The 18,202-nt window shown below is 33.0% G+C and carries 13 protein-coding genes; 7 read left to right on the plus strand and 6 right to left on the minus strand.

Translation table 11 applies throughout. From position 1 onward, the window contains the following. Positions 1-145 precede the first annotated feature (145 nt). From rpsJ to rpsL, 4 genes are read right to left on the minus strand one after another with little or no spacing between them, the layout of a single operon-like run. Positions 146-451, minus strand: a complete 306-nt coding sequence (gene rpsJ, locus C8N27_RS01055) for a 30S ribosomal protein S10 (protein ID WP_024740605.1) — start codon at positions 449-451, stop codon at positions 146-148. A 5-nt stretch (positions 452-456) separates the two neighbouring features. Beyond that, a complete protein-coding gene (gene fusA / locus C8N27_RS01060; protein ID WP_099215300.1) occupies positions 457-2,574 on the minus strand; it encodes an elongation factor G in 2,118 nt (705 codons plus the stop codon). A gap of 6 nt (positions 2,575-2,580) precedes the next feature. Beyond that, the gene (gene rpsG, locus C8N27_RS01065) at positions 2,581-3,057 is read right to left on the minus strand and encodes a 30S ribosomal protein S7 (RefSeq protein ID WP_028890723.1); all 477 of its coding nucleotides are present in this window, start codon (positions 3,055-3,057) and stop codon (positions 2,581-2,583) included. Positions 3,058-3,089: 32 nt separating this feature from the next. Then, the gene (rpsL, locus tag C8N27_RS01070; protein ID WP_028890722.1) at positions 3,090-3,470 is read right to left on the minus strand and encodes a 30S ribosomal protein S12; all 381 of its coding nucleotides are present in this window, start codon (positions 3,468-3,470) and stop codon (positions 3,090-3,092) included. 376 nt (positions 3,471-3,846) lie between these two features. Here rpsL and C8N27_RS01075 point away from each other — a divergent pair, with 376 nt between their 5' ends. The 6 genes from C8N27_RS01075 to rlmB all read left to right on the plus strand — a co-directional run bounded on the left by C8N27_RS01075 (position 3,847) and on the right by rlmB (position 15,184). Further along, positions 3,847-7,095 (plus strand): SusC/RagA family TonB-linked outer membrane protein, encoded by a 3,249-nt coding sequence (locus C8N27_RS01075; protein WP_121145841.1) that lies wholly within the window; start codon positions 3,847-3,849, stop codon positions 7,093-7,095. Between the two features lie 6 nt (positions 7,096-7,101). Continuing rightward, positions 7,102-8,691 (plus strand): SusD/RagB family nutrient-binding outer membrane lipoprotein, encoded by a 1,590-nt coding sequence (locus C8N27_RS01080; protein WP_121145843.1) that lies wholly within the window; start codon positions 7,102-7,104, stop codon positions 8,689-8,691. A gap of 85 nt (positions 8,692-8,776) precedes the next feature. Beyond that, the gene (locus C8N27_RS01085) at positions 8,777-9,460 is read left to right on the plus strand and encodes a hypothetical protein (RefSeq protein WP_147431686.1); all 684 of its coding nucleotides are present in this window, start codon (positions 8,777-8,779) and stop codon (positions 9,458-9,460) included. A gap of 331 nt (positions 9,461-9,791) precedes the next feature. Next, positions 9,792-12,908, plus strand: a complete 3,117-nt coding sequence (locus tag C8N27_RS01090) for a SusC/RagA family TonB-linked outer membrane protein (protein WP_121145847.1) — start codon at positions 9,792-9,794, stop codon at positions 12,906-12,908. 10 nt (positions 12,909-12,918) lie between these two features. After that, a complete protein-coding gene (locus C8N27_RS01095; RefSeq protein WP_121145849.1) occupies positions 12,919-14,361 on the plus strand; it encodes a SusD/RagB family nutrient-binding outer membrane lipoprotein in 1,443 nt (480 codons plus the stop codon). Between the two features lie 85 nt (positions 14,362-14,446). Continuing rightward, a complete protein-coding gene (rlmB, locus tag C8N27_RS01100) occupies positions 14,447-15,184 on the plus strand; it encodes a 23S rRNA (guanosine(2251)-2'-O)-methyltransferase RlmB (RefSeq protein ID WP_121145852.1) in 738 nt (245 codons plus the stop codon). Positions 15,185-15,216: 32 nt separating this feature from the next. Here rlmB and C8N27_RS01105 read toward each other — a convergent pair whose 3' ends face one another. Continuing rightward, complete coding sequence (locus C8N27_RS01105; RefSeq protein WP_244174699.1) at positions 15,217-15,981, minus strand: rhomboid family intramembrane serine protease; 765 nt, start codon at positions 15,979-15,981, stop codon at positions 15,217-15,219. Between the two features lie 22 nt (positions 15,982-16,003). On the opposite strand from C8N27_RS01105, the gene C8N27_RS01110 reads away from it, so the two are divergent. Next, entirely contained in the window at positions 16,004-17,275 is a 1,272-nt protein-coding gene (locus C8N27_RS01110) for a replication-associated recombination protein A (protein ID WP_121145856.1), read from the plus strand. A 173-nt stretch (positions 17,276-17,448) separates the two neighbouring features. Here the strand turns inward: C8N27_RS01110 and C8N27_RS01115 are convergent, their stop codons facing one another. Continuing rightward, the gene (locus tag C8N27_RS01115; protein ID WP_121145858.1) at positions 17,449-18,195 is read right to left on the minus strand and encodes a hypothetical protein; all 747 of its coding nucleotides are present in this window, start codon (positions 18,193-18,195) and stop codon (positions 17,449-17,451) included. Between the last annotated feature and the right edge of the window lie 7 nt (positions 18,196-18,202).

The following is an 18,202-nucleotide window of genomic DNA, read 5'->3' on the forward strand; positions in this document are numbered from 1 at the left end:
CCGTTTTTCCTTCGCGAAACCCTCAGGACATGTCATTTCTGAATACTTTCCAGAAATTTACACACTCCGAAAACTAAAATTTCGGTGTGCAAAAGTATAAAAAACTTTCGGCTTAACAAAATTAAACCGAAAGTTATTGATTTACTTATACTTTGATCTCAACTTCAACTCCACTTGGTAACTCAAGTTTCATTAACGCATCAATAGTTTTTGAAGAAGAACTATAAATGTCTAATAATCTCTTGTAAGCAGATAATTGAAATTGCTCTCTAGATTTTTTGTTTACGTGTGGTGAACGTAACACTGTAAAAATCTTTTTATTTGTTGGTAAAGGAATTGGACCGTTTACTACAGCTCCAGTACTCTTTACTGTCTTTACGATTTTCTCAGCAGACTTGTCTACTAAATTATAATCGTAAGATTTTAACTTTATTCTAATTTTTTGACTCATCTTAATTAACCTTTAGCGTTTGCGATTACTTCTTCTGAAATGTTGCTTGGAGTTTCTGCATAGTGAGAAAATTCCATTGTAGAAGTTGCTCTACCTGAAGATAATGTTCTTAAAGAAGTAACATATCCAAACATTTCTGATAAAGGAACGATTGCTCTAACTACTTTAGATCCAGCACGATCGCTCATATCGTTTACTTGTCCTCTTCTTCTGTTTAAGTCTCCAACGATATCTCCCATGTTCTCCTCTGGAGTTAACACTTCTAATTTCATCATTGGTTCCATGATTACAGCTCTTGCAGCTTTTGCAGCAGCTTTATAACCTAACTTAGCCGCTAATTCGAATGATAATTGATCAGAATCTACAGGGTGGAAAGATCCATCCTTTAAAGTAATCTTCATCGAATCCATTTCGTAACCAGCTAAAGGACCATTTTTCATTGCTTCTTTGAATCCTTTTTCTACTGACGGTACAAATTCCTTAGGAACGTTACCACCTTTAATAATAGACTCAAATTGTAATCCTGTTACACCTTCATCAGCAGGCTCCATAGTAAATACAATATCAGCAAACTTACCACGTCCACCAGATTGCTTTTTGTAAACCTCTCTGTGATCTGCGGTAGCAGTTAAAGCTTCTTTGTACTCTACTTGTGGTTGTCCTTGATTTACTTCAACCTTAAACTCACGCTTTAAACGGTCTACAATAATATCTAAGTGTAACTCTCCCATTCCTGAAATAACAGTTTGCCCTGAAGCTTCATCTGTTTTCACAGTAAACGTTGGATCTTCTTCAGCTAATTTAGCCAAAGCCATACCTAACTTATCTACATCAGCCTTAGTTTTAGGCTCAACAGCGATACCGATTACTGGATCTGGGAAATCCATAGATTCTAAAACGATTGGGTGTTTTTCGTCAGATAACGTATCACCTGTTTTAATATCTTTAAATCCTACTGCTGCTCCAATATCTCCAGCTTCGATAAAATCGATTGCGTTTTGCTTATTAGAGTGCATTTGGTAAATACGTGAAATACGTTCTTTTTTACCTGAACGATTATTTAACACATAAGAACCTGCATCTAAGTGACCAGAATACGCACGGAAGAACGCTAAACGACCTACGAAAGGATCGGTAGCAATTTTAAATGCTAAAGCTGAGAATGGTGCTTTTGCATCTGGCTTACGCATTTCTTCTTCACCTGTATCTGGGTTAGTACCGATAATATTATCTCTGTCTACAGGAGAAGGTAAGTAACGACATACAGCATCTAACAAGAACTGTACACCTTTATTTTTAAATGAAGAACCACATACCATTGGAATGATAGACATATCCATTACAGCAGCTCTTAATGCAGTGTGCACTTCTTCTTCTGTAATTGAATCTTCATCTTCCATGTACTTCTCTAATAAGTTTTCGTCATAAGCAGCAACCTCTTCGATTAACTTACCACGTAACTCACGAGCTTCTTCTTTTAATTCTTCTGGAATATCTACAACATCGAAAGTTGATCCATAATTATCATCATGCCATACAATAGCACGGTTTTTAACTAAATCAACAATTCCTTTAAAATCTGCTTCATCACCAATATTTAATACGATTGGCACTGCATTAGACTTTAACATGTCTTTTACTTGCTGACAAACCGCTAAAAAGTTAGCTCCTTGACGATCCATTTTGTTAACGAAACCGATACGAGGTACTTTATAGTTATCAGCTAATCTCCAGTTAGTTTCAGACTGTGGCTCAACTCCGTCAACTGCAGAGAATAAGAACACTAATCCATCTAACACACGTAATGAACGGTTTACCTCTACAGTAAAGTCAACGTGACCTGGAGTATCAATAATATTAAAATGATATCCTTTTGTTTCAGGTAATGGCTTTGCATTTTCCAAAGGAAACTGCCAAGTACAAGTAGTTGCAGCAGAAGTAATTGTAATACCTCTCTCTGCCTCTTGCTCCATCCAGTCCATTGTAGAAGCTCCATCGTGTACTTCTCCAATTTTATGAGACACTCCTGTATAGAAAAGGATACGCTCAGTTGTTGTTGTTTTACCAGCATCAATATGAGCAGCAATACCTATATTTCTTGTATATTTTAAATCTCTTGCCATTTCTTATTAAAATCTAAAGTGTGAGAATGCTTTATTTGCTTCAGCCATCTTATGAGTATCAACTCTTTTCTTAACAGCAGCTCCTTCCTCTTTAGCAGCAGCTAAAATCTCTGCAGCTAATCGTTGTGCCATTGTTTTTTCATTACGCTTACGCGCATAAGAGATCATCCATTTAATCGCCATAGAAACCTTACGGTCTGGACGAATTTGCATTGGAATTTGGAAAGTTGCACCACCAACACGGCGAGAACGAACTTCTACGTGAGGCATCACGTTAGATAAACCATCTTTCCACACTTCTAAAGCCGACTTTTCTTCGTCAGTTTTCTTTTCATTTACGATATCCATTGCATCGTAAAACACTTTGAACGCTACAGATTTCTTACCGTCCCACATTAAGTTATTCACAAAACGTGTAACTAATTGATCATTGAATCTAGGATCCGGTAACAAAACTCTTTTTTTAGCTCTTCTTTTCCTCATGTCTTTACATTAAAAAAGTTACTAATTAATTTTTACTTTTTGTCTTTTGGGCGTTTTGCACCGTACTTAGATCTACGTTGGGTTCTACCCTCAACTCCTGCAGTATCTAATGCTCCACGTACCACGTGATATTTAACACCTGGTAAATCTTTTACCCTTCCACCTCTAACTAATACTATCGAGTGCTCTTGCAAGTTGTGCCCCTCACCTGGAATATACGCGTTGATTTCGTTACCATTTGTTAAACGAACCCTTGCTACCTTACGCATTGCTGAGTTAGGTTTCTTAGGTGTAGTGGTATACACACGCGTACAAACTCCACGTCTTTGTGGACATGCTTGTAAAGCAGCCGATTTACTCTTCTTAGTTATTTTGGCTCTTCCTTTACGAACTAATTGTTGAATAGTTGGCATACTAAATTATTACTTGTTTTTAATTTGTACTTAAATTACTCTAATTTTAAGAGTGCGCAAATGTACGATAATTTTCTATTTATTCAAATATCAAGGAGTTATTTTTAAAACCTCTTTTAAAAAAACACCTACTCCTTGCCATAACCAGCTACTCAAAACCAAATAAACTAAGAACCTTAAAAAAAAACACAAACCACTATACAAGTGTTAAAAAAATACACATTCCTTAAAATAAAAAATAAAACAATAATTTTTAACTTAAAAACAAACACATAAACTAAAAATACATTAATATTTTTAGAATATTTTAACTAATACCTTGTTTTTTTAAGTTTTATTTATGATTTTTGACTCAATTAATTCAAATAATTACATAATGAAAACAAAGTTTAATGGAATTTTAACGCTATTTCTAGCGTTGATTGTGCAAATATCCTTTGCGCAAGAAAAAACAATTTCAGGTACAGTTTCCGATGGAACAGGGCCGCTACCTGGAGTTAATGTATTAATAAAAGGCACCACAACTGGAGTAGAAACTGACTTCGATGGAAAATTTTCTATTAAGGCAAAAACTGGAGATATTCTTGTTTTTAGTTTTGTAGGCATGAAAACTATTGAAAAAAAAGTAAGCCCTTCAAGCACTTTTAACATCTCTATGAGTAGCGACAATGTACTCGACGAAGTTGTTGTAACATCCCTAGGTATTAAAAGAGCTAAAAAGAGTTTAGGTTATGCCTCTCAAGAAATAAAAGGAGACAAGGTATCTACTGTTAAACTCAACAACGTTGTTAACTCATTATCTGGTAAAATTAGCGGTGTCCAAATTAAAGCCAATAATAACTTCGGAGGATCTTCCAATTTCTTAATTAGAGGTGTAAGCTCCCTAACAGGAAACAACCAGCCTTTGTTTATTGTTGACGGTATACCTATTTCTAACCAAATAGAAAATAGCGCTAACCAAAAAAACGGTAGAAGAGGTTTTGATTATGGTAATGCTGCTTCTGACATTAACCCTGACGATGTAGAATCTATCAATATTTTAAAAGGAGCTGCTGCCTCTGCTATTTACGGATCTAGAGGTGCCAATGGTGTTGTAATCATTACAACAAAAAAAGGAAAAGAAGGAAACATGAAAGTTAACGTTTCTTCTGGTATTACTCTAGGTAAAATAGACAGGTCTACTTTTTTAAAATACCAAGACAAGTACGGTGCTGGATATGGACCTTATTATGGTAGTACAGGATATTTTGAAGATATTGATGTTAACGGAGACGGAACAAGCGATTTAGCTGTTCCTACTTACGACGATGGTTCATTTGGAGCTCCTCTAGATGGATCTCTAGTGTACCAATGGGACGCTTTTGTTCCTGAACATCCAAATTTTCAAACAGCCACTCCATATGTTGCTGGTAAAAACACACCTGCTGACTTCTTCGAAACTTCACATCAGATTAACAACTCTGTCTCAATTTCTGGAAGCGAAGGTAAAGTAAGCTACAGACTAGGTTATACAAACTTTCAAAACAAAGGTATCTTACCTAACTCTAAGTTAGACAAAAACACTTTTAACTTTAACGGAACTTTAAAAGTTTCCGATAGACTATCTACTGGTGCTAATGCCAATTTTATTAATCAAGATGTTACAGGTAGAAACTCTACAGGTTACGGAGACAACTTAATGGCTCAATTTAGACAATGGTGGCAAGTAAATGTTGACATTAAAGATCAAAAGTATATTTACGACCTGACTGGTAAAAATTACAGTTGGAACCACGTAGGATCGGTTGGAGGATCACCTCTTAAACCTCAATACTGGGACAATCCATATTGGACTAGATATCAAAATTACCAATCTGATAATAGAAATAGATTTTTTGGAAATGCATTTGCAACATACAAAATAAACGACTGGTTAGACTTAACAGCTAAAGCTGCAGTTGACACATATTCTGAAGTTCGTGAAGACAGAAGAGCTGTTGGATCTGTTCCTACTGAATTTGGATTGACTGTTGGAGACCAAGGATCTGGTTACCAAAGAACTCAAATTAACTTTACTGAGTTCAATTACGACTTAATGTTAAACTTCAACAAAGACATATCTGACAAACTAAGTTTAAATGGTGTCTTAGGTATGAACATTAGAAAAGAGAAAAATCAGTATTGGAGAGCCTCAACTAATGGTGGTCTAGCCAACCCTGGGGTGTACTCTTTAAGAAACTCTGTTCTCCCTGTTAACTTGCCTGTAGAACGCCTAGCTGAAAAACAAGTTAATGGATATTACGCTCAAGCTACTTTAGGCTATGACAATAAACTTTTTATTGAACTTACAGATAGGTATGACGTATCATCTTCTCTACCTAGCGACAACAATAGCTATAATTACTATGCAGTTAGTGGTAGTTTTATTTTCTCTGAATTAATAAATGCAGACTGGCTTAACTACGGTAAATTTAGAGCTGGTTATGCAGAAGTAGGTAACGACTTACCTGCTAATAATGTTTATGACACGTATTCTGTGATAGATCATTTTGGTAGCGTAGCGTTAAGTTCTTTTGACGGCACAAAGAAGAATGAAAACCTAGTACCTGAAAGAACTAAAGAAATAGAACTTGGTATCGAAACCAGATTTTTAAGTAACCGATTAGGCTTAAACCTTTCTTGGTACAAAAAAGACACTGAAAACCAATTAATGCCAGTTACTACTACAGCCGCTACAGGCTTTACTAGTAGATGGGTTAATGCTGGTACCATTCAAAACAAAGGTTTTGAAGTTAGTCTTGATGGAAAAATAATTAAAACCAACGACTTCAAGTGGAACACTACTATTAATTGGTCTAAGAATGATAACTTAGTTAAAGAATTATATGCAGATGTAGAAAACATCCAACTTGCCTCATTCCAAGGTGGTGTTACTATTAATGCTACTAAAGGCCAGCCTTATGGAACGATTAGAGGAACTGGATTTGTATACGACGATAACGGCAATAAAGTAGTTGACAGTAATGGATACTACAAAGCTCAAGCTAACCAAATTATAGGAGACGCTAATCCTGATTGGAATGCAGGTATTACAAACACTCTTTCTTACAAAAATTTATCCTTAAGCTTTTTGATTGATATTCAAGAAGGAGGTGATGTATACTCTTTAGACCTTCATTATGGTCAAGGTACTGGTTTACCAACTTACACTGCAGCACTTAACGATTTAGGAAACCCTGTGAGAGATCCTGTTACATCAGGACCAGATAGTGGAGGTATTCTTAACCCTGGTGTTACAGAGGATGGACAACCTAATACAACTCGTGCTCCAGCCGATACATACGCAGGAGCTTTCTACTGGGGTAACTCAAGTAGAAACCCAGCTGCTCTTACTGTATACGATGCTTCATATATTAAACTAAGAGAGCTAAGTCTTAAGTACAACTTCCCTAAAACTTGGCTTCAAAATTCTGCAGTATCAGATGTAACAATATCTTTAGTAGGTAGAAATTTATGGATAATAGACAAAAATGTACCTTTTGCTGACCCAGAATCAGGATTAGGAGCAGGTAATGCACAAGGATACTTATCTGGATCATACCCTACTGTAAAAACAGTTGGTCTTAATGTTAATTTAGAATTTTAAAAGATTATGAAAAAAATATTTTTATTATTAATATCAACATTTTTAATGATTTCGTGTGTTGACGAAGATTTAAATATTGATAAGAAAAACCCGAGTCAAGTATCCGGAGCAACTCTTTTCGCCAATGGTACTAGGAACATGTTCGATTTAATGAACTCATGTAGCGTTAATGACAACGTCTTCAGACTATATGCTCAATACTGGGCACAAACAACTTACCCAGATGAAAGTCAATTTAATCAAACAGGAAGAAATATCGGAGGATCAATATGGAACACTCTTTACAGAGATGTTTTAAAAGATCTAGATGGGGCTAAGACTTCTGTAAAAAATTCAGTTGACAACCCTAACAAAGAAAATCAATTAGCAATCATAGAGTTTACTACAGTTTACGCATATAGCATCTTAGTAGATACTTTTGGAGATGTGCCATATACAGAAGCACTTGACCCAGACAACCCAACCCCAAAATACGATGATGCTGAAACAATTTATTTAGATTTGTTAGATAGACTATCAAAAGCTATTCAAACTATTGATACAAATGGAAACTTTGGTTTTGATGATTTTATTTATAACGGAGATATTTCTAAGTGGAAAAAAGCAGCTAATTCATTGATGTTAAGAATGGCAATGAGAGTAGCAGACTCTAACCCTACTGAATCTGTACAATATGCCAATTTAGCCTCAACTGATTTAATTCTTGACAATAACGACAACTTCTCCATCAACTATTTAGGAGCATCACCTAACACTAACCCTCTATACGTTAGCTTAGTACAGAGTGGACGTAATGATTTTGTTGCCGCTAACACTTTAGTAAACAAAATGCAACCTAGAGAATACTTAATCTACAATTCTTCTGATTTAGATGGTGATGGTGATATTGATGAAGATGATGAAGTAGAATACATAGACCCAGATTCTTTTACAAATACAGACCCTAGAATGTTTGTATATTTCAGGACAAATAAAGTAGTTCCAGAAGAATTAGAAATAACTGATTCAGATGACAATATAGTTGCTACTTTTTCTTACTCTGACGCATACAACAACCAAAATCAATTGTTTGAAGGAGGTACTTATGGAACAGCTAACAGTCACAGTGGACATACTCAATTAGGAGATATATTAAGAGTTCCAGATTTAAAGGGTACAATTATTTCAGCTGCTGAAGTTAGATTTCTATTAGCTGAAGCATCTGCTAGAGGTGGGTACAGCGTAGGTGGTGATGCAGAAACTCATTACAACGAAGGTGTTAGAGCTTCTTTTGACGAATGGGAAATAGATGGTGTTGACTCTTATTTAACCATGAGCCATGTTGACTACACTACTGCAACTGGTGACTGGAAAGAGAAGATTGCAACTCAAAAGTGGTTAGCACTATACAACAATGGTTTTGAAGGATGGACAACTTGGAGGTTGCTTGACAAACCAACCCTAAATAACCTACCTGTTGCTAACCCGGAACAAATACCAACTCGTTTTTTATACCCTACTTCTGAGTCTACTCTTAATGGAACAAATTACGAAAGCGCTTCTTCTAATATTGGAGGAGACGAAAAGACTACAAAGATTTTTTGGGATATAAACTAAAATTTAATCTAAAGCTGTCAGTTTTTAGCTGGCAGCTTTTTCTACATAAAAACTTATAACCAACACATTAAAAAAAACAATGAAAATGAAAATAAAATTATTACTACTTATAACTTTTTCTACTAATACTATTTTTTCTCAATTTTCAGGATCTAAAGTACCTAAGCATGCGAATAACATATTCAACAACAATATGGATCATTTTGCTATGGCTAAAATTGACATGAAATTTAACAATGAATTTGGAAAAAATGTACACGGAACATATTACCTAAGTCAGAAGTGGAAAAAATGCAATGTAATCACTAAGAAAAACAAGTCCTACACTTTTCCTGACTGTAATTACAATTTATTCGACAAAAGATTTGAAATTAAATTAGATGAAAAAGACTATATTTATTTAAAAAAACAAGCCATAAATCAAATTAGTTTTGACAATAAAGTTTTTAAACCAATAAATGATACTCTCTATACCGATACAAATAATAATTATTATCAAGAGATTATTCAAAACAAAAACATAACCCTAGCAAAGCTCTACAGAATAGAAAAAAAAATCACGAACTCTAAAGAATCATTAGGTATTATGGAAAATAAAATTGTTAATAGAAATTCTAACTACCTTATCAAAGACAAAAAAATTATAAAAATACCTAAATCAAAAAGAAAAGTTCTATCAATTTTAAATATTGAGTATAAAAAAGGAGAACATAAAAAACTGAACACAAAAAAAACTCAACATTTGAAAAAGTTAATTGAAAACCTATAACATCTATGAATTTAACTCTGCATAACAATTTGTTATTTTTATATTTAAATCCTTTACAATCTTTCTATAAGTCTTATAAAAACATTAGTCACAAAATTATTATTTTTCTTAAAAAAATAATCTCCCTCTCCCCTCTTCTATCAAACTTGATCTTATATTGGTTGCTAACCCGTATTCACTATATCATAAAATTTAACTAAAACAAACTACCCCTCTAAAAACTCTTACATAGATAAATCATCAATAAAATCTTAAGTTTTTTATGTTAAAAAATTGTTTATTTAAGATATATTTAAGATTTTAGCAGCTAATTAATTCAAATAATTACATAATGAGAACAAAGTTTAATGGAATTTTAACGCTATTTCTAGCGTTAATTGTGCAAATATCCTTTGCACAAGAAAAAACAATTTCAGGTACCGTTTCTGATGAGACTGGTCCATTGCCTGGAGTTACAATTTTAAAGAAAGGTACTACTCAAGGTACTGAAACTGACTTTGATGGAAACTACTCTATTCAAGCTAAGAGTGGTGATATTTTAGTTTTTAGTTTTGTTGGTATGAAAACAGCCGAAAGAACAATCGGATCTTCTAATCAAATAAATGTATTATTAGAATCTGATAACGTTCTAGAAGAAGTAGTTGTTACGGCTTTAGGTATTTCTAAGAAAGAAAAAGGTTTAGGTGTTTCTATTGGTAAAGTTAAAGCCGAATCATTAACTGTAGCTAGAAGTTCAAGTCCTATTAATGCTTTATCTGGTAAAGTATCTGGTTTAAAAATAACCCAACAATCTGGTACTCCTGGTGGAAGTGCCTCTATAATTGTTAGGGGAGCAACTTCTCTTTCTGGTGACAATCAACCAATATTTGTTATTGACGGTATGCCTATTAGTAACCAATCTATTAATGCAGATGGTATTGCTGGAGGAGTAGATGGAGGTAACAGAGCTGGTGACTTAAATCCTGATGATATTGAAAGTATTTCCGTTCTTAAAGGTGCTTCAGCTAGTGCTTTATATGGTGCCCGTGCTAAGAATGGAGCTATAGTTATAACTACAAAAAAAGGAAAAAGGAATTCTGGTATTAGCGTAGAAATTAATTCTTCACTTAGAACAGATTCACCTCTGAAATTACCAAAATATCAAAATGAATATGCCCAAGGTACTGGAGGAACGTACGATAAAGATCGTGTAAATGGATGGGGTCCTAAAATTTCTGATGTCCAAGACCAAACCTTTGAAGACTTTAAAGGTGACCAAGTAACTTTAAGTGCTAAACCTAACAATGTTAAAAACTTTTTCCAAACTGGTATCACTAAAATTAACACAATAGCTATATCTGGAGGGGATGAGAAATCTGATTTTAGAGCCTCTTATACAAATACTGACGTAGAAGGTATTGTTCCTAGGAGTAGCTATAAGAAAAACAACTATTCTGTTAATTACGGAAGGATATTTAATGAAAAATTTTCAACTAGAGTTAATGTAAACTACATCCACTCAGGATCTAGAGGAAGAACTCAACAAGGGTCAAATGATTCAAATGTAATAATTCCAAGTATATTGGGTATCTCAAGAACAGTTTCTTTTGATGATTTAGCCAATAACTATATAGATGAAACAGGTGCACAAATTGGGTTAACAGAAAGAACTAATAACCCATACTGGGTTTTAAATAAAAACCCTTTTTCTACTAAACTTGATCGTATTATTGCTAGTGCTGAATTTAATTACAATATAACTGATAATTTAAAAATTGTTGATCGAATTGGTACTGATTTTTACAATGAAAATAGACAAAAGCTTTATGCTAAAGGTACACTAGGTAATTTAAATGGTCAGTTTACTAATTGGGATTATTATAATCAAATCATTAACAATGATGTATATTTAAGCTATAATAATAGCTTTGACAATGGTATATCTGTTAGTGCTATTTTAGGTCATAACTTATATCAAACTCAATATAACAGAACAACTGTTGAAGCAACTAGTATAATTGTACCTGGACTTTATAGTTTGGCTAATACCGAGAAACAAGTTGCCACTGATTTTAAAAGTAGAAGAAAACTTCATGGTATCTACACAGATATAAACCTTGATTATAAGAATACTTATTTTTTAAATATTACTGGAAGAAATGATTGGAGTTCAACTTTGCCTAAAGAAAATAATTCTTATTTTTATCCATCAGTAAATGGTGCAATAGTTTTTACTGAGCTTTTTGAAAAAAATGATATAATCAATTTTGGTAAAATTAGAGGAGGTTACGCTGAAGTAGGTTCTGATGCAGCTCCTTATAGCTTAGATTTTGGTTTTGCTCCTGCTACCAGTTATTTTGTTCAATACTCACTTAGTAACAATATACCTCAAGGAGGAATTATTGGATTTCAAGCTCCTAGAACTCTTCCGAACGCTAACCTTAAACCTCAAAGAAAAAAAGAATACGAGGTTGGTTTAGATTTAAGATTATTTAGAAACATAGTAGACTTAAAATTCACATATTACAATTCAGACACTGAAGATCAATTAATAGCAGTTGATGTTCCTTTAAGTACTGGTTTCTTTAGAAAATCTGTTAACGCAGGCTCTGTTAACAATTCAGGTATTGAATTAGATTTAAACATCTCTCCTTTAAAAACATTAAATACAGATTTAAAATGGGACATAGGTGTAACTTTTAACAAGAATAAACAAAAAGTTGAAAGTTTAGCTGAAGGTTTACAGGAGTTTCAACTTCAAAGTGGTTGGTCTGGTTTAACTATAAAAGCTTCTCCAGGTGAAGAGTTCGGTCTTTATGGTACTGCTTTTAAAAGAAATGATGAAGGTGAATATATTATAAATAAAGCTACTGGTTTAAAAGAAGTTGTAGCTAATCAAAGGTTAGGTAATACTGCTCCTGATTGGACAATGGGTATTAATAACTCATTTAATTATAAAGGTTTTAACCTTAGCTTTTTAGTTGATATTAAAGAAGGAGGAACTCTTTTCTCTGGGACAAGTGCATCATTACGTAGTTCTGGTTTAGCCTATGAAACTTTAACCAATAGAGGTGAGTCTTTTGTAGATGCTGGAGTTAATGAAGTAACAGCTCCAGATGGAACTGTTACATACGAAGAAAATACTACCCCTGTTCAAAACCAGGAAGAGTATTGGGGTAACGAAAGCGCTACGTCTAATACGGAAGGGAATATTTTTGATGCTTCTTATATAAAACTAAGAGAAGTAGCATTATCATATTCTTTACCGTCTAAATTTTTAGAAGATAAATTTTTTACAGGTATAAGGTTTGGTGTAGAGGCTAGAAATTTATGGATTATTCAAGACCATGTTCCACATATAGATCCTGAAGTAAACTTTTTTGGTACTGGTGGTCCTGCTGCTACAGTTGAATTTGCTAGTGTTCCTTCTATAAAGTCAGTAGGATTTAATGTTAAATTAACTTTTTAAAAAATAAAAAATGAGAACAAAAAATATAACAATATGTCTTTTGTTAGTTTTTACAACATTTTTCATTAGTTCATGTAACAATGATGATTTAGTAAAAATTAATGAGAACCCTAACCAAGCTACAAATATTCAACCTGAATTTTTATTTGGATATTCTACATTAGCTTGGTCAGGAGCTAGAACTGGTGGAGATTTATTTCTCCCTGTTGGTTTTGCAAATCAATCACTAGCCACCGGAGGAAACTCAGGCTGGGGATATGGAGAAGATCGTTATGATATTAGCCCTTTTTCAATAGGTAATACTTGGAGATTTTATTTTGTAAATGGTGCTAACAATTTAAAATTAGCTATTGACAAAGCTGAATCAGCTTCACCTATCAATAACAATGCTGCAGCTCAATGCAAGATTGTTTTGGCTAATACAATGTACGAAGTGACTATGATTTATGGAGATGTTCCATATAGAGAAGCTTGGAACCCTGATTTTCCAAACCCAAAATTTGACCCGCAAGAGCAAGTTTTAAATGATTTAATTGAATTATTAGATGAAGCTATTAACCAAATTGAAGTAGCTAACCCTTTAAAAATAGTAAGTAATGACGCATACTTTAAGGGGGACATGAATAAGTGGGTTAAATATGCTAAGTCTCTGAAATTAAAAATATTGATGACTATGGTAGATAAAGTACCTGCCAAATCTTCTGATATAGCAACTATGATTAATCAAGATTTATTATCTTCAGCAGCTGATAATGTTGAAATGCCATTTTTTGACGAAACTAATGCTGAAAATCCTAAATTTAAGTTATTTAAAAGATATGCTAGTGGTGAAAATCCATGGATTTTTGCAAATAAAAATGTTTTTGACTTCATGGAAACTCGTAATGACCCAAGAATACCTTTTTATTTTAAATCCAATGATGGTGGGAATTTTGAAGCTCTAGCAACAGCTACTGAAGCTACACAAACAGCTTCTACAATTAGTTTAGAAAACCTGTGGAAAGCTGATGCTCCAGATTTAATTATGAGCTATCAGGAAGTATTACTTTTCAAAGCTGAAATATATGCTAGAGGTCTTGGAGTTGCTATGGATTTATCTGCTGCCAATACTAATTTTAAAAATGGAGTTAAAGAATCCCTAAAATATTATGGTGTGAGTGATTCTGATGCTGATGACTATGTTAACAATGAATTAGTTGATATTAGTACATTAACTCAAGAAGAAGCATTAGAAGAGATACACACACAACAATGGATAGATTTAATGGATAGATCTCTTGAAGGTTGGGTACAAAGTAGAAGAACTAAACTTCCTAACCTTACCATTCCTAATGGTGCTCCAGCTGGTGGTATTTTTAAACGTTATCCTTATCCAGACAGTGAATTATCTGCTAATTCAAATGCCCCAACTACAAACCCTAAATATTATGATAAAATGTGGTTTGAGTTATAAGATATGCTCTTAGAAATAATTAATTATTTAAACCACCTCATATGAGGTGGTTTTTTTATACCATAAAATCAACTACATTTGCAACATGGAACAAAACACAAACATTTTTGGTATTAGAGCCATTATTGAAGCTATAGAAAGTGGAGCTTCTATTAATAAAGTATACCTTCAGAAAGGCTTAAGAGGAGACTTATTTTTTCAATTAGATAAGCTCTTGAAAAAAAATAAGATTTCAACTAGTGTAGTTCCTACAGAGAAATTAGACCGTTTATCTAAACATAATAACCATCAAGGTGCTGTTGCTAAGATCTCTCCTATTGACTTTTATGATTTAGAAAGCTTAATTGAAGAAACATTAGAATCAGACAATACTCCTTTATTCCTATTACTTGATCAAGTATCAGACGTAAGAAACTTTGGAGCTATTATTAGAACTGCAGAATGTACTGGTGTAAATGGAATTATTATTCAAAAAAGTGGCAGTGCTCCTGTAAATGCTGAAACTATCAAAACTTCAGCTGGAGCTGCTTTTAAAGTACCTATTTGTAAAGTAGATCATATAAAAGATGCTATTTTTCAACTAAAAGCTGCTGATATTAAATTAGCTGCTGCTACTGAAAAAACTGAAGATTCGGTTTTTGATATTGATTTTAATCAACCTATTGCAATTGTTATGGGGTCAGAACACAAAGGAGTAAGTAACTCTGTTTTAAAAATGGTCGATTACAAAGCTAAATTACCATTACTGGGAGAAATTGAATCTCTTAATGTATCGGTTGCATGTGGCGCATTTTTATACGAAGCCGTAAGACAACGTTTATAAAATTTAAAAATCCTGCTTAATAGCGGGATTTTTTATTCCTCTTCTTTTTTATAAATATAACGGTACTTTATTTCCTTTAACTCAATCTCTTCTTCTTCAACAATTGGTGGAACATAGTTCCCATCTTCATCAAACATATCATCAAATTCTGTTTTGGAAAATTCAAATCTTTCCTTAACTATTCCTTTATTTCTATATAACAAAGCCAATATTATTCCAGTGATTAAACCTGATAAATGACCTTCCCAAGACATACCTTCTTTAATAGGTAATACATACCAAACCATACTTCCATATAAAAAAATAGTAATAAATGAAACAGCTACTAATCTATAATTCTTTTTTATTATCCCACTAAAAAGCACAAAACTAAAAAGTAAATATACAATTCCACTTGCACCAATGTGATATGACTCACGAGCAATTATCCAAGTTAATAATCCAGTTATAACTCCTCCATACAACAAAACTTTTACTGCTACTTCTTTATAAAAATAAAAAATACACGCAGAGAGTACAAATAACGGAACAGAATTATTAAAAAGATGATTAGTATCACTATGAATGAAAGGAGAGCAAAAAACCCCTTTTAAACCACTAAAATTTCTTGGATACACACCTAACTTGTTAAAATTCCATCCAAATTTTATTTCCAACCAGTATACAAACCATATTACAAATACAAATAGAAGTGGAATTGTAAAGACAGTCGGAGAAAATTTTAGTTGTTGTTCAGTTTTCATAATGCTGAAAATAACAAAAATAAATCCAAAGTAGTATTTATGAACTTCTGTCATAAATCTTTGCTATTTTTACATTATGAATCAACCTTTGGCAGAAAGAATTCGTCCACAAAGTTTAGGTGACTATATTAGTCAACAACATTTGGTGGGTGAAAATGGCATTTTAACTAATCATATTAAACAAGGAATTATTCCTTCCTTAATTTTATGGGGTCCTCCAGGAATTGGTAAAACTACTTTAGCAAATATTATTGCTAATGAATCTGGACGTCCTTTCTATACTTTAAGCGCTATTAGCTCAGGAGTAAAAGATGTTCGTGAAGTTATTGAAAAAGCTAAAAAAAGCGGGGGACTATTTACTCAGAAAAATCCAATTTTATTTATTGATGAAATTCACCGATTTAGTAAATCACAACAAGATTCTTTATTAGGTGCTGTTGAAAAAGGTTGGGTAACTTTGGTTGGTGCAACTACTGAGAATCCAAGTTTTGAAGTTATACCTGCCCTACTCTCTCGATGCCAAGTTTATATATTAAATTCTTTTGATAAAAATGACTTGATTGCTCTTTTACATAGAGCTATGGAAAAAGATGAAATCATTTCTCAAAAAAAAATCAATTTAAAGGAAACCGACGCACTTCTTCAGGTTTCTGGTGGTGATGCCAGAAAACTTCTGAATATTTTTGAGTTATTGGTCGCTGCTGATGATGAAATTGAGGTTACTAATGAATTAGTGTTATCTAAAATTCAAAAAAATACTGTTCGTTATGATAAGACTGGCGAACAACATTACGATATTGTTTCTGCCTTTATAAAATCTATAAGAGGTAGTGACCCCAATGCTGCTGTATACTGGTTGGCACGAATGATTGAAGGAGGTGAAGATGTGAAATTTATTGCTAGAAGAATGTTAATTGCAGCTTCTGAAGATATTGGCAATGCAAATCCTACGGCTTTGATTCTAGCTAATAATACGTTTCAAGCTGTTTCAGTTATTGGTTATCCAGAATCTAGGATTATTTTAAGTCAATGTGCTGTTTATTTAGCTAATTCAGCTAAAAGTAATGCTTCTTATATGGCGATTGGCGAAGCTCAAAACTTGGTAAAAACTACAGGAGATTTGTCTGTTCCTCTTCACTTAAGAAATGCTCCTACTAAACTAATGAAAGATTTAGACTACGGAAAAGAGTATCAGTACTCGCACAACTATGCGGGTAATTTTGTGAACCAAGAATTTTTACCTGATGAAATAAAAAATACTAAATTGTACGAACCTGGAAATAATGCTCGTGAAAATCAATTTAGAGAGTTATTAAAACAACGCTGGAAAGACAAATACAACTATTAAAACCTATGAATTTAACAAAATTTTAAACCTGTTCATTTGTATTTATTATCTGGAATAATACTCCCTTCTTCAATAGTCTTAAAAAAGAAAGGAGCTATTTATATTATACTTGTTTAGTAATTGGTTTTAGCCTTTTTATATTAGCCATTATTAAACATCTAATAAAGAAACAATTAAAACTTCACTTGATATTCTTCAATTATTTTGCCATCATTAGTATAGTATTCAGCAAACCAAGAGTTTCTGTTTTTATATAGAATTCCATTTTTATTTTTGATGATAAAAACGCCCTCTACATTGGTTTTTAATACTTGAAAAACAACCTCTGGTTTCATGTTTACTAATTGAAATCCACTAGCTACAGGCTGTGCAAATAATTGTTCTTTAGTATTGGCTGGTTTTTTAATAACCTCAGCTATTTTGCTTTCAACTACAGTTGGCACGACAGTTACCGCTGGTACTTCTTGGGCTTTAGTTACAACACCTTCTTGTAACGGAACATATTTATACTTTAAAGCTTCAATCGATTTAAAAGCATTACGAATGGCTTCATGATACGCTTTTTTATATTCTTTTTCTTTACTTCTTCCTACTTGCGAAGTAAACACCACCTTATTATAACAGTCTCTTAATTCTACAATACTTTTTGTTGTAAACAACCCAGAATCATCTTTAACTACCCCTGTTAAAACCAAACATCTATTGTTTTCAGTCTCTTCTGGTAATTTTTCATCTTCTAAAAAAGCTTTAAAACCGTACTTATTAAATAAGAATTTTGTTAATGAACTTGTTTGATACTTATCTTTTTCTTTTACAAAATCAAACTTAGTTGGAACTATAACGTACTTATAATTATTAATTGCTTTTTGCGCAAAACTTGCTGTTGTTATAAATAACGCTATAAAAAGTGTTTTTTTCATTTTTTGT

Source organism: Tenacibaculum discolor, from assembly GCF_003664185.1.
Taxonomy (GTDB): Bacteria; Bacteroidota; Bacteroidia; order Flavobacteriales; family Flavobacteriaceae; genus Polaribacter; species Polaribacter discolor.